Annotated in this window: 11 protein-coding genes; 8 read left to right on the plus strand and 3 right to left on the minus strand. The window is 57.1% G+C overall.

What is annotated here, in order from left to right:
• Positions 1-47: 47 nt before the first annotated feature.
• The 6 genes from BS627_RS03685 (at position 48) to BS627_RS03710 (ending at position 5,538) form a co-directional block, all read left to right on the plus strand.
• Positions 48-926: a hypothetical protein gene (locus BS627_RS03685; RefSeq protein WP_077981932.1), complete on the plus strand. Its 879-nt coding sequence runs from the start codon at positions 48-50 to the stop codon at positions 924-926.
• Positions 923-1,381: a hypothetical protein gene (locus BS627_RS03690; RefSeq protein WP_077981933.1), complete on the plus strand. Its 459-nt coding sequence runs from the start codon at positions 923-925 to the stop codon at positions 1,379-1,381. The genes BS627_RS03685 and BS627_RS03690 overlap by 4 nt, the downstream gene beginning before the upstream one ends.
• Positions 1,382-1,420: 39 nt before the next feature.
• Positions 1,421-1,792, plus strand: a complete 372-nt coding sequence (locus BS627_RS03695) for a hypothetical protein (RefSeq protein ID WP_077981934.1) — start codon at positions 1,421-1,423, stop codon at positions 1,790-1,792.
• A gap of 18 nt (positions 1,793-1,810) precedes the next feature.
• Positions 1,811-3,535: a S8 family serine peptidase gene (locus BS627_RS03700; RefSeq protein ID WP_077981935.1), complete on the plus strand. Its 1,725-nt coding sequence runs from the start codon at positions 1,811-1,813 to the stop codon at positions 3,533-3,535.
• 89 nt (positions 3,536-3,624) lie between these two features.
• On the plus strand, positions 3,625-3,882 hold the full coding sequence (locus BS627_RS03705) for a hypothetical protein (protein ID WP_077981936.1): 258 nt from the start codon (positions 3,625-3,627) through the stop codon (positions 3,880-3,882).
• Between the two features lie 54 nt (positions 3,883-3,936).
• Positions 3,937-5,538 carry a phospholipase D-like domain-containing protein gene (locus BS627_RS03710; protein WP_077981937.1) on the plus strand — a complete coding sequence of 534 codons (1,602 nt, stop codon included), beginning with the start codon at positions 3,937-3,939 and terminating at the stop codon, positions 5,536-5,538.
• Between the two features lie 18 nt (positions 5,539-5,556).
• Here BS627_RS03710 and repC read toward each other — a convergent pair whose 3' ends face one another.
• The 3 genes from repC to repA form a co-directional block, all read right to left on the minus strand.
• Positions 5,557-6,846, minus strand: coding sequence for a plasmid replication protein RepC (repC, locus tag BS627_RS03715; protein WP_077981938.1), 1,290 nt, complete (start codon positions 6,844-6,846; stop codon positions 5,557-5,559).
• A gap of 193 nt (positions 6,847-7,039) precedes the next feature.
• Positions 7,040-8,032, minus strand: a complete 993-nt coding sequence (gene repB / locus BS627_RS03720; RefSeq protein ID WP_077981939.1) for a plasmid partitioning protein RepB — start codon at positions 8,030-8,032, stop codon at positions 7,040-7,042.
• Positions 8,029-9,243 carry a plasmid partitioning protein RepA gene (gene repA / locus BS627_RS03725; RefSeq protein ID WP_077981940.1) on the minus strand — a complete coding sequence of 405 codons (1,215 nt, stop codon included), beginning with the start codon at positions 9,241-9,243 and terminating at the stop codon, positions 8,029-8,031. Before repA ends, repB begins: the two co-directional genes overlap by 4 nt.
• A gap of 328 nt (positions 9,244-9,571) precedes the next feature.
• Between repA and BS627_RS03730 the strand changes: the two genes are divergently transcribed.
• Positions 9,572-10,795, plus strand: coding sequence for a hypothetical protein (locus tag BS627_RS03730; protein ID WP_131829400.1), 1,224 nt, complete (start codon positions 9,572-9,574; stop codon positions 10,793-10,795).
• Positions 10,796-10,825: 30 nt separating this feature from the next.
• The gene (locus BS627_RS03735) at positions 10,826-12,946 is read left to right on the plus strand and encodes a caspase family protein (protein WP_077981942.1); all 2,121 of its coding nucleotides are present in this window, start codon (positions 10,826-10,828) and stop codon (positions 12,944-12,946) included.
• Positions 12,947-12,958 lie beyond the last annotated feature (12 nt).

A 12,958-nucleotide genomic window follows, 5' to 3' on the forward strand; every position in this document is an offset into this window, starting at 1 on the left:
AGAGTTATTTATAGGAGATTGTTCTTTAGGGGCTTTGGGGAACAAAAATGCGTGTATTACTTGCGGCATTGATGTTGATTTGCGGCGGCTGCGCTGCTCTTCCCAGTAAAACTGATCTCGACAGCTTCGGTACGGCGACTTCGAACAGTGCAAACACGGTCGCGGCTGCGGTGGCGGCCAGCAGCCAGGTGGCTTCCGATCAGGATGAACAGTTGCAGGCTATGAACTATGTTCGCGGCCGCGCGTATGCGTTGGTCGAGGTGCCGCAGTCGACACGCGTCAAACGGCTAGACCCCGATCAACTCGCAATACGGCTGGCCGCACTCAGAGATCTCCAGGGCTATGCGAAGGCGGTCGCGAAAGCTGCCGATCAGGGCACAGTCGATCAGCTCGAAGCAGCGGCCGAGAAACTCACGACTTCGGTAGCGATGCTCGCCACCGTCGTTAGGGGCGCCCCGGTGGTGGCACCCGCGATCAAACTCGCCGGTCGCGCCGCGACCTATGCAGTTTCAGACAGCTACGTGCGGGAGGTCCTCGGAATTATCCAAAAAACAGATCCCGTCGTGAAGGAACTTGTTGACCTCCTACAGACGGATCTTGGTCCGATGCAGACCGATCTGCAAGTTCAGGCCGCCGGCTACGCAGGACTTCGGGATCAGCAGCTCGCAGTCCTGCGCCAAGATCCGCGCGTGAGCAGGGCCGCGCTCTATGACGCCTACATGAAGGCACGCGCTGACATCAAAGGACGCTACGCGCTGAGCGAAGCTGCAGCTCCGATAACGGAGTTGTTGCAGTCGATATACGACACCCACCATGCCCTGGCGACCGGGGCAGGCGATGTCGGGCTCACGATCAAGCGGCTGAGCGCGCTCGCCCAAGATAGCGCCGCGGTCATTCAAGCAGTGAAGAAGGATTCTGGAGAATGACGCCCGCCGAGGAATTTGATGCCGCCGCACAAACTGCTCAACAGACGCTAGCGCAGTTTCCGCCGAACAAGATCGAGCAGCCTGGCACAATCAGCGAATGGATTGCCAAGCTCAATCCGACACTCTGGAGCGCCGCAGCTGGGGTAAACGCCGCCAAAATCGCAAGAGACATCGCCGCGTCCCTACAGGTTCTGATAGCCACCAAATCTCTGTCCAACGACAGCGAAAAGGCCGAGTTTGCCAATTCGATCCTCGTCCTCCAATCCGCCTACATGGATGCGAGGAACAAGGCTTTGGTTTCGACTTCAGCCCGATATGTCATTACAACGCAGCTTCGCAACCAGACGGCGACGTTGAACAAGGCGTATAAGAAGGTGACCGCGAGCACCGCCGCGATGAACCAAGTCGGTGGTTTGTTAGACGGGTTGTCATCGCTGATCACCGCTTTGAAATAAAATCCGGGTAGGTGTTTTTCTAAAGAGTGGGAAAAGGGAATGGCCAAAAAGACGACTCACAACGACAGTGCGAAGACGCAGTCCGCTGCAAAAGCCGGCCGTTCAAGACAGGTGGCTACGGCAATATCGCAAGATGTTGCGAATATTCCGTCACTCAGCAGCTTGGCGTTCGCTCAGGCGACCCCGTTCATCACCGCCGCAGCCGGCGCCCTTGTCGACCCGATGCTAGCAAAGCTTCTGTCCCGCTTCACCCTGACCGAAGTTTCCCAGATGGCAGAAATGGGACCTAAGGTCGCCAACCTCGTTGAACACGTCCTGCCGCTGTTTCCAATCGATCGCCTCAGTACCCGCGTCAGCGCGGCACTGCCGACGGTCCTCGATCAACTTCGCAAATTGCCGATCACCGTCTAGACCGCACTTGATCCGCGCTTGCAGCTCGCCGTGATCAATCGGATGACCGGCAAGCGCGGACTTGCCCTGACCTCGACCGCCGGTGACGAAGTTGCTGTCATCGCCCGCGTGTCGTCCGTGGACGAATGGACCGATCTCGAAGATGTCATCCCCGGCGCTACACTGGGACAGTCTCAAGATAAGTCGTGGATCGTCACCGGCCGCTTACCAATCGATCGTGTTGAACACGTTCGAAACGCAGACACCATCCTTAGTCTCAAGGCCTCGCAGCCGCTAAGGCCCGCGCTCGCACATACGCTGGCGGCAATGGACCTTCTGCCGCAATTGCTTCCAACAGCAACCAATCCTCAGGGCGGACAAGGCGTCGTGATCGGGATCGTCGATTTCGGCTGCGATTTTGTCCATGCCAATTTCCGAAATCCGGATGGCTCGACGCGTGTCTCGATGATTTGGAACCAGGGCGCTGTCGCACAGCCGGGAAGCCCGTTCGGATATGGCCGCCTCCATGACCGGGCAGCGATCGACGCTGCGCTGCTGCGGCCCGATCCATTTGATGCGCTTGGCTACGGACCACGGCCGGATAATGCCGGGCAAAGCGGCAGCCATGGGACCCATGTCATGGATATCGCCGCGGGCAATGGCAACGGATCGAAGCAGCCAGGGGTCGCGCCCGCGGCGGAGATCATCTTTGTAGAAGCCGACAGCACCGATATCGCCTGGGACGGCCCCAATGTCGTCAATCAATCGTTCGGGGACTCGGTTCAACTGTTGGAAGCTGTGCATTTTATCTTCGAGCAGGCCGGCGACCGTCCATGCGTGGTAAATCTCAGTCTCGGAACCAACGGTGGCCCGCACGACGGGTCGTCACTTGTCGAGCAGGGCCTTGATGCCCTGATTAATGAACGGCCGAATCGGGCGGTCGTGATTGCAGCGAGCAATTCGCAGACTGACAACATCCACATTTCCGGCATCGTTGCGGGAGACACGGCGCTCGATGTCGTAATGCAACAGGTCAACGCCGGCGGCGGTGAGGTCGAATTCTGGTACTCCGGAGAGCGCCGTCTGGAAGTGACATTGATTGCGGATGACGGGACACAATTCGGACCTGTACAGCCCAATGACACGCTGCCGATCGGCGCTGGAAATCAACTCTCGATCTTTATCAGCAACCGCCTCGACGACCCGAACAACCACGACAACGTCATAGCGCTCTGGATCGCCGAGGGCTTGTCCGATGGCGATTGGACTATCCGCCTGCGGTCACTCGATGGTGATAATGCAGAATTCCATGGATGGATCGAACGCGATGACTTAACCCAGGCATCATTTGCCGGCGCCGTTCCGACCCATACCCTTGGATCGATCTCGACTGGGAGGGCATCGATCGTCGTAGGATCCTATGACGCTCACAAGCAGTCGCTCCCACTCTCAAGCTTCTCGAGCTCCGGTCCTACTCGCGATGGCCGCGAAAAGCCCGAGGTTTCGGCACCTGGTCATGCAGTCTTGGCCGCACGCTCCCGGACGGGCAATGGCGTCGTTCGTAAATCCGGAACAAGCATGGCGGCACCCGCAATCACGGGACTGATCGCACTAACTTTTGCGGAGGCAGCCCGCAAAGGCGAAGAGATCTCGATTGATGAGCTGAGAAAACGTCTGGTGGCCACGGCAAAATTGCAGGGTAAAACAGCAGGTTGGGACCCGCGATACGGCCACGGGCGCGCAAATAGCGGCATAATGGCGTAGCTTGGAGCCGCAAGAAGCTCGACGGACGGAGGCTTCTTGTTAAATTGCTGGGGAAAGCATATATTCTACTGGTCACAGGTGCTCGAACGATGAACCTTAAGTCACTTCGCAAGCTAGAAACTCTACCGCCATCGCTGCAGGCTCGCCCTCGCAACGGCGACGAGAACGTGCTCGCCGTCGTGAAGCTGCGCACGGGTTTCAAGGCTCCGCACTATATCGTACCTCGTGCAACATTTGGCGATCGTATGGTGTCTGCCCAGGTCCGCGTCGCTGATCTCGACCGACTTGAAGCCGATCCCGCTGTCGAGTCCATGTCGCTTTCCCGTTCCCTGCCCGTTATCGAATAAAATTCGACTGATGCATGACAGAGATGCTGTGACCCGCAAGGGCGAGGGGGAAACGTGCGAATTCTCGATGACCAGACCAAGAAGGCCGTCGAGCAGGCGATCTCAGACAATCGCGAGCGGCTGGAGCTGATTTCCGGGTTTGTCGACGCCGCTCCAGGTTTTCCGGTCGTCAACGGACAGATCGTGCGTGAACCCGCGATTATTGTTTACGTCGCCCACAAGAAGCCGGAAAGCTATCTCGATCCCACTGAGAAAGCGCCGCGTCAACTTGGCGCCTATCGTGTGTCGGTCATGCAAGCGGATCCCGAACTGCAGCTTAATAAGAAGGCTGAGTTCGAGCCTTTGGCCACAGCCCTTGCCGAAGCGTCCACATCGTCACTGACCTACGAGAAACTGCCCGACAATCCAATCGACCACATCTTCGAGATTGACCAGCCGTTCGTCTGCCACGTTGGTCCGGATGCCGGCTGGCCCACGCTCAAACCGTTTCTCGAAGCGACCGAGAAGACCTTGAGTGTGGCGATGTATGATTTCAACGCCGAATACATCGCACGGACTTTCATCGACACGATCAAGAGCCGCGGCATCAAGGCGATCCTAACCTGGGATAACAGCATGCGGCCGGAGGAGACGGCCATCCGCGGCAAGCTCAAAGTTGCTCTCAAAGAAGAACTAGACGGCTGGGTGGTCAAATGCGGCGCGAATTACCGCTTCGCAACGGCCTATCATGAAAAAGTCGCGGTTCGTGACTCGAAGGCCTTCTGGCTTTCGAGCGGTAACTGGTCCTTGCGCAGCCAGCCGGAAATTGATCCGATCGCCGATCCGAAGTCGGCGAAGGGAATGTACTCGAGAGGCAATCGCGAATGGCATGTGATCGTTGAAAACGACGGCCTGTCTCAGCTCTTCGAGCGCTACATCACCTATGACAGAGATGAAAGCGAGCGTGAAGCCAAAGGCGGAGATGCAACGGCCCTCGATGAGCGCGACACCTTCTCGATGCCCGATCTCTTTGTCTCGGTGGAAGATATGATTGGCGGCCTCGAACTGGCTGCAGCAATTGTCGAACCGCTTGCCCCGTCTATCCTTCCATCTTCACCGCGAAGCGTTCCCGTCCAGCCGGTGCTTACGCCGGACAACTACCTGGAGCGAGTAACAGAACTTCTGTCGAGTGCGCAGCGTTCGCTATATCTCCAGTTTGCCTACATTCACTATAGCGCCACCGCGCGTGACAAGCGATTCACAGACCTACTCTTAATGCTCGCCGACCTCAGTTATCGCCCGGGGCTCGACATGCGCATTATTCTGGGTCGAGATGGCGCCGCCAACTGGATACGCAAACTGGCCGAAAACGGCTTTAATGACAAGGTTTTTCGCCTTCAGGGCAGCGTTCACAACAAGGGCATCATTGTCGATGGCGCGATCGTACTGGTCAGCAGCACCAATTGGTCCTCTGACGGCGTTCTGCGCAATCGTGACGCGGGCCTGATCATCCATGATGCAGAGGTTGCCCAGTATTATCAGTCTGTTTTTGTTGATGATTGGAATGAGCGCGCACGGGCTTATCTGGCCGACGACCCGCCTGTTCTGATTGCCTCCCCAGGCGGCGAGCCGCCACCGGGGATGGTTCGCACAACTTGGCGGGACTATTACGGTTGAAGCAATTTATGTTCGCCATTATGCCGATTTCCGCTGGGGGCCATTCGCCCGCAATTGCGCCATCAGCATCGGACCGATCGCAAACTCGCCACGTTCTGCGCGTCGCGTCAGATCCCGCAGATAACCGCCGGCCGAATTGATCTGCCCTCCCCTCTCGAGGATACAGGCGATCACCGTCGCGGCATTTTCGGGGCCAAGCACCACGGCAGCCTCCTCGTAGGCAGACGGGCTTACCCCAAGCATGGATCGAACGACGACAGCAGCTTGCATGAGGTCACGCCAGGTCTGGACCCTGCCACCGGTCGCATAATCGGGAATTTGCGGGCAGGCTTGAAGCACCAAACCGAGGGGGAAACTTTTCACCGACGTCGCCGCAGTCACGAGCGGGACAGTCTGCTGCACCGTTTGGCGGGCGCCAACACGATCTGGATCTGGACTTCCTGCCACGGCTGTCGGCTGCGGATCTTGCTCCGCCCTTGCCCCCTGCTTCGTTTCGAAAGCTGGTTCAGATTCAAGGATAGAGTCTGGTTTTGAATTCTGTATGTGCCGCTCACTTTGATTGGGATTGCCGCCTAGTTTTTGGCTTTTCAACTGCATTTCCAAGCGATTGAGTGTTTCTTCGCGGAGCATTTCGAGTTCATCGAGAACATCTTCGAGCAAAGCCGGTGGAGCCGTCCGCGGCAACCGCTCCAAGATACCCTGCATGTGGCCCAGAATTGCGAGCCAGCCTTCGCTCGGATCATTTTCATTGGCTGCCTCGACGAGCTTCGTGATGTCGCGCCGGCAAAGCGTCAGACGCTCGCGCAATCGCTGCACACGCAGTCGCTCTGCAATCACTTCAGCTGCCAAAGCTTCGATCTCGTCCGCCCTTGCCAAGAGCGGTGCAAGCGAAAAGCCAAACGCTTCGCTGATTACCCCTCCCCTCCCCTTGTGGGCATAGCGCTTTCCGTTTGGACTATCTTTGCGGATAAGAAGACCTGCTTCGATCAGCGCAGCCAGATGCCGACGGATTGTTTGCTCCGCCATCCCGTGTGCTCGTAACGATAGCTGCGCATTCGAGGGAAAAACAATAAGACCCGTCTCTTCGCAGAGCTCATTCTTCGGATAGAAGCTCAAGAGGGCGTTCAACACCGCGAGTGCCCGGTCTGTAACGCCGAGCTTTGGCCTGGCTTCACAAAGGGCGCGGTAAATCTTCCACTTGTCGACCGCCTTTTCAGCTTCAATATCTCGCGATGCCATCTGGCTTGCCAACATGCCAAACGTCATCGATCGCCGCCCGAAGGGCGTCGTTACACTTCCATTCTCCATTTCTTTCCACCTTCATTCAGGCAAAAGAAATCCGCTCATCAAAACGATGCCAAAGACTCTTGACTAGGATTCGTGGAAATGCGATTCTCGATCTTGCTTAAGGAATTGAGAGAGGCGTCCACGACGGTAACGTTTTGGGGGCCTTTTTCTTTTTGCGACTGCTCCTTGTGTTTTCCTGTCTCGACCGATTGCCCTACTCCGGGCGACGGACCTGATTGTCGAAATCGCGCAGCAGGTCCGGCATCCGATTGGCCAGCCACTGCGCAAAAGCGTCTTCTGTCTTCGAAATGGTGATCGTCGTTCCCGATGGAGCGCTCTTCATCCGACCAAACAGCCGGTCTCCAAGAGTAAGCTCGACGATTTGTCCCTGGGGTTTCGAGGGCGCGCCGATGGCAGCCGAGGTAGCAAGCGCGATGCGTCCGGCGCCATCAGCCTTCCTGAAGGCTTCGGTCGTCAGGACCTTCCGCACAACCTCGATCTTGGTGTCGTCTTTCAACAGATCGGCAAACGCCGTCCATTTCGGACGGCCGACGGCCTTCGCGCGGCCGATCGCATAAATGATATCGCTCGGAATAACTGACGTCACGCGGAAGAGATGTGACACGGCGGCTTCCGACAATCCGAGCACGGGACATATCGCTCGATGTGAAAGCCCAGCTTCCTTGAGCTGCACAGCCCACATGGCAAGTTCAATCCACGTGAGGTTTTCACGCACACCATTTTCAAGTGCCTGCTCTTCGATGAGCTGCCGATCCGACAAATCACGAACATACGCCTTGATCTTGATCAGTTCAGGCCGGTCGGCCTCGGCCATGATTGCCTTGATCGCGCCAAGGCGCCGATGTCCATAGGCGAGTTGGTAATGGTCCGGCTTCGTGGGGTGGGGACGAACCAACACCGGGATCTTCTGCCCTTCGGTGAGGATGGAGAGCTTCAAGATCTCAAGCTCGGACTCCGCATCGTCATCATTGTCGAAACGGTCTTGATAGGGCGATCGATCGACTTTTCCTGGATCGAGCGACAAGATACTGTCTTCCGTCAAATGGCTGAGGGCTCTTCCGACATTGGAAATAACAGGCGACGAATGCCGGCGCGAGAGTCCAACCCTCTCGGGCGTTTCTGTCTCCACGGACTCAACACGGTTTTCGGCCTCTTCAGCCATTCGACGAAGGATGCTTTTCTTCATTTCTCACGACCCCACACACGATGAGCCAATTGCAGGATTTCAAAATTGACCCGGTCAGCGCTTTCAAGTGCGCGTTTGAGAGCTTCCCGGCCGACTTCGCCGGCTTCCAGTTCGTAGAGGCTTTTCTTGGCGACAGCTGCCCCGGCGATTGCCGTTGATTCCAGAGCTTCTGCAACGAGAACATCGTCACCAAAAAGTCGCCGCATCACTCCAGCCATGTACTTCTGCGGTCCATCGTTCGGATTGACGCGCGTGAGCAGAAACCGAAAAAAATCGTGTTCAAAACGGGCGCCGAATTGCTCGAGAACCTCGGAGAGATCCGAGATCATGATCAGGAACTGATTACATGATGCGACGTCGAGCATCGCGGGGTGGACAGTGACGACCAGCGCGGTGGCGGCGTAAAGCGCCGCAAGTGTCGAATAGCCGAGTGACGGCGGCGTATCGAGAATCACAAAATCGTAGCGATCGTCAACGCTGGCGATGGCCCTGCTCATCCGCTCGAAGAAAAGGCCGAGCTCATCTCGCGTCTTTGACGTCAGGAATGTTGGCGTGTCGAATTCGAAGTCCATCAGTTCGAGGTTGCCGGGGACGAGATCGATCCCCGGGAAGTAGGTCGGCCGGATCGCCTCGGAAAACGGCCGCCTTTCATTGTCGTATCGGATCGCCGCATAGGCCGTCTCATTGGCGCCAAGATCGAATTCTGGCTGAATGCCAAAAAGCGCGGTCATCGAGGCTTGCGGATCGAGATCGACACAAAGAACGCGGTAACCTTGAAGGCCCAGGAAATGAGCAAGATGGATCGACGTCGTTGTTTTCGAGCTTCCGCCTTTGAAGTTGACAGTCGCAATAACCTGTAGCTTCTCGCCCTCGCGCCGGAAAGGTAACAGCTCATTCGCTTCGTCAGGGCGAAGTGCAGCGAGGAAACTGCGCAGTTCCCTGACCTGTTCGACCGTGTAGCTGCGTCGGTTGTTATCCGCCCGATCAGGCTGGGGCCCCTTCCCTTCGAGGGTCAACTGACGAAGTGTGCTCTCGGGAACATCCAGGAGACGAGCCAGATCGACGGTGGAGAATGTACGGGAAAATGATTTTCTTGCTTCCGGAGGATAGGCGGCTTCGCGCATGTCACGAAGCTCGGCTGAAAGCTTCGACGTATAGGCCTCTATTTTGGAGGCTGTGTCCTTGACGCTCTTTGATGCGGCCTGCGGCATCCAATCCTCTTGACGGTTATCTTCACTTTAAAAGATCGTTTCCGTCAGTGATGCCATGGAGCATCCGATTCCACAAGGCGTTTTTAGTTAACCACTCGTTAACGCCGCCCGCCGCCGGGCACATCAAAAGCGATTCTGCGCCGGACTCGAAAACTTTACAATTGTAAAGCCCGCGCGGTGGGGACACCCAGAAACTTTACAGTTGTAAAGCCACCTCGTTGCCGAAACGAACAGGGACACTGGGAATCACGAACCAGGTTGTAGACGAAATTTTATTCGCTTGATGGGAATTGTCGATGCTGAAATGATCTCTCCAATGGAGGCCTTCATGACAGTCATCTATATCCACGGCGTTAAAGTGCGTGACGAACGGCAAGGGATCGAACTGGGGAAATCGTTCCGACGGTGGCTTCAGCCCAAACTGGAGGTCGATGGCGCTACCATTGGCTACGAGCCCGTCTACTGGGGCAATAAGGCCGCGAAATTCAGGTGCGATCTGCAATCCCGGCCGCAGACAGCTCTACTGGGGATGGGGGCGGCTGATGGCTATGCCGGCCTCGGATCACTCCGCAGCGCCGGGCCGCAATCGCCACTCGATCGACTCGTCCCGGCTCCGCAGCAGGGCCCTGTGATCGGCGGACCGCAAGGCTCGCTGCCAAACGTCGCACCACCTCTGGCGTCAATTGCGAGATCGAGACGCGCCGATTTTCTTGCTGATCTCTACCTTGCAATTTACCCAGTGCGATCGGGCAGCGATCCGGTTGCAGACGAGCCTGACCTTGGTTCATTGGCCGACGCTGCTGCAAGTGTTGCCGATGCCTGGGACGCTGTCGCAGCTCGAAATCGGACTGACGATGCCCGCATTACCGAAATGATGACGCTGGTCGAGCAACGGCTAAACGGGCCCAATCTTATAGGCATGGGAGGGGCGGTGAACTGGTTGTCAAGAGCAGGTGAAACAATGCGGCGTGCGGCAAGCTGGCCTTTTGACGCCGTCTCGACCGCCTTTGCCGAGCTGCGTCCGACGGTCAATGAATTTGTCGCGTATTTCATTGGCGATGTGCTGACCTACCTCAACGAGCGCGGTACCGCCGAAAATCCGGGCGAGGTTCCACTCGCGGTGCTGCGGGCATTGCGGCTGGCGCAAAATCGAAAGAAGGAAACAGGCGAGAAGATCGTCGCCGTTACCCACTCGATGGGTGGTCAGCTCTTCTACGACGCGATCACCTATTTCGCGAAAGCTGATCCCCTCCTCCAAGATCTGGAAGTTGATCACTGGATATCGTGCGGCTCCCAGGTTTCGTTTTTTGCTGAGCTTCAGCTCCTTCATGGCCAACCCGACCGCTCGTCGCCCGGAAAGCTGGATCGGCCTGATCGCGTCAAAGCCTGGACCAATTTTTACGACACCAATGACTTGGTCGGCTTCGTCATGTCTCCGGTCTTCAACGGAGTGGAGGATCAGGCTTACGACACTGGTTACGGTCTCGCCTTTGCGCATACCGGGTTTCTGGCCCGCCCAAGCTTTTTCCAGGCCATCCACGACGTCCTCTGAGAACGAAATTGAAAGTGACGGAAATTTCACATGCTGCGTATTGACCCAGAAAAGCCTGGTCGTTGGATCGAAAGCGACGCTGTCGACAACGGCGCCCATGTCATGATCGTCGGCATCAGCGCCTACCCGCATCTTGCAGGTGGCGACGCGGTGGAGCTTGCGTCAGACAACGGAGGCCTTGGACAGTTGGAGCTGTCTGCGCTGACCAGTGCGAAGTTGTTTGCTGCGTTGAAGTCAATGGGGTCGATCGCCGGCTGCAGGATCAAGAGTTGCAGGCTCGCGCTAGCGCCGTCAGAAGCCGAGGTGTCTGAGGTCGATGCCTTGACAGACGGCCACTATGCCAGTGCTTGTTTCGAGCCATCGCGGGCGCTGGTTATCGACTGGGCGCGAGACATTCGTCGTGACGGCCGGAAACAAAGCGAAAACGTTGCGTTGTTCTTTTTTTCCGGACATGGCGTCGAACATCTTGGCTCCCCTGCCCTTTTGTCCAGCGACATCCTCAATCCGGACGATCCCAACCGCGCAGATCTGGCTATCTCCCACGACGGTCTGGTTCGCGCCATCAAGACCTACGGGATTGATCGTGGCCTTTTTTTGATCGACGCCTGCCGGAACGCGCCAGAAATCGCGAAGCGGCTCCACATTGTTGGAAGTGAAATACTTCAGCCGGATCCAGATCAGCCCAAATCGCCCGAGGCGATGCTTAGTCTATTGTCGACGCGCCAGCTGTTCCAATCCTACCAGGTGCGCGGCGCAGGCCAGACGATTTTCGGCCAAGCGTTGCTGGAAGCTCTGGACGGAGTTCCACCAGACTACCGCCCATATGACGACACGAGTGATCCGCTCACGCTTCGCTTCGGCAGACTGGAAAGCCATGTCAAGCAACGCGTTCGCGAGCTTCTGCTTGAGCAGACAACAACAAGGTTGCAGCCGGTAACGCCGGCAGGCGACCCTTATGACGGAGAAATGCTTGTCGCCGTCAAGGCACTTCCTGCTGACGGGGCATCTGCCGGAGAACCGTCCGCCGCGAACCGCAGCGTCGAAAATCTTATCGCATCGCGTTCGGCGAACCTGACCGACGAATACGTTCTAACCTCCGAAAGGACCATTTCGGCAATTCGGCAATCCTCGCAAACCAAAGGTCTTCCAGATCTCTCAAACTTTGACATTATGGATCAGATATTAGGCGACGATGACGTTGCTGATACTTGGATCGACAGTGTGCGGGTGTTGAACATCGCATCAGGAAGTGTAACCGATGCCAGCGCGGTCACTGTCACGCAGGCCTGGACCAACGCCTATGAAACCTCCGTCAGCGCATGGATCGATCTCACGATCGCACCAGGGGCAGGCGATGTCGTATGGATCAGCACGACCCGATCTTCGGGTTCAGAATTGTCGGTTGCCATTCCTCGTGATCTGCTGGTAGCTACTCCAATACGCCTTGATATCGATATGCAGGTTCAAGCGGACGAAGGGTGGGTCGTCGAAGGCTTGAGCGCTCGACTTGGCCCTCCTTGCACGGAAGATCATATATGGACGCAGCTGGAAGATATACAGAACGCGGAGATTCTGACTGACCTCGGCAGCGCCGGCCGGATGGCGGTGCGCCGTGATATACTGGGCGAGACACTGCGCGAAAAGCGCCAATCTCCGGTCGCAGCAGCCATAGCGGGTTCGGTACTCCTGCGAAGCGGCCACCTCGAAGATCTACATGATTGGCCCCGTAATCTTGCCGATTGGTATGAATGGCTCCCGGATGGTGCCCTCCTCTGGGCGGAAGCGCTCATCCGCCGTTATCCGATGGACCGGGCGCGAGAAACGCGTGCCGGTTCAGTTGCAGACCTCGCGAACACAGCGGCGTATGCTGAAGCGCGGCGATATTTTTCAAAACTCGGCGAGCGTGGTGTGCCCGTGCTGAGCGCCAATATGTCTCTCGCGATCGGCCAATTGCCATTTTGGCAGAGGCTTCTGGAAAGCGATGCATTGGAAGCACGCGACAGACACGCGCTAGCGAGGAGCTGCCACGTGATCGAGAGCGCCGCGGAAGCTTTCATCTCAGGCGGACTGTTTACCGGTTTCTCCCAGTCACAGCGGATTTTGCCGCCTGGATGGTTGCTAGGACGCCGGCAGCGGCGGCGATACCGTTAGGGAGGCGTTTGG

This window comes from Agrobacterium salinitolerans (assembly GCF_002008225.1).
In the GTDB taxonomy this organism is placed as follows: Bacteria; Pseudomonadota; Alphaproteobacteria; order Rhizobiales; family Rhizobiaceae; genus Agrobacterium; species Agrobacterium salinitolerans.

Coding starts and splice junctions, on each gene's coding strand:
- repB (WP_077981939.1), bottom strand. CDS start 8,032: ATGAAGAAAAGCATCCTTCGTCGAATGGCTGAAGAGGCCGAAAACCGT.
- repA (WP_077981940.1), bottom strand. CDS start 9,243: ATGCCGCAGGCCGCATCAAAGAGCGTCAAGGACACAGCCTCCAAAATA.
- BS627_RS03695 (WP_077981934.1), top strand. CDS start 1,421: ATGGCCAAAAAGACGACTCACAACGACAGTGCGAAGACGCAGTCCGCT.
- BS627_RS03730 (WP_131829400.1), top strand. CDS start 9,572: ATGACAGTCATCTATATCCACGGCGTTAAAGTGCGTGACGAACGGCAA.
- BS627_RS03685 (WP_077981932.1), top strand. CDS start 48: ATGCGTGTATTACTTGCGGCATTGATGTTGATTTGCGGCGGCTGCGCT.
- BS627_RS03735 (WP_077981942.1), top strand. CDS start 10,826: ATGCTGCGTATTGACCCAGAAAAGCCTGGTCGTTGGATCGAAAGCGAC.
- BS627_RS03705 (WP_077981936.1), top strand. CDS start 3,625: ATGAACCTTAAGTCACTTCGCAAGCTAGAAACTCTACCGCCATCGCTG.
- BS627_RS03690 (WP_077981933.1), top strand. CDS start 923: ATGACGCCCGCCGAGGAATTTGATGCCGCCGCACAAACTGCTCAACAG.
- repC (WP_077981938.1), bottom strand. CDS start 6,846: ATGGAGAATGGAAGTGTAACGACGCCCTTCGGGCGGCGATCGATGACG.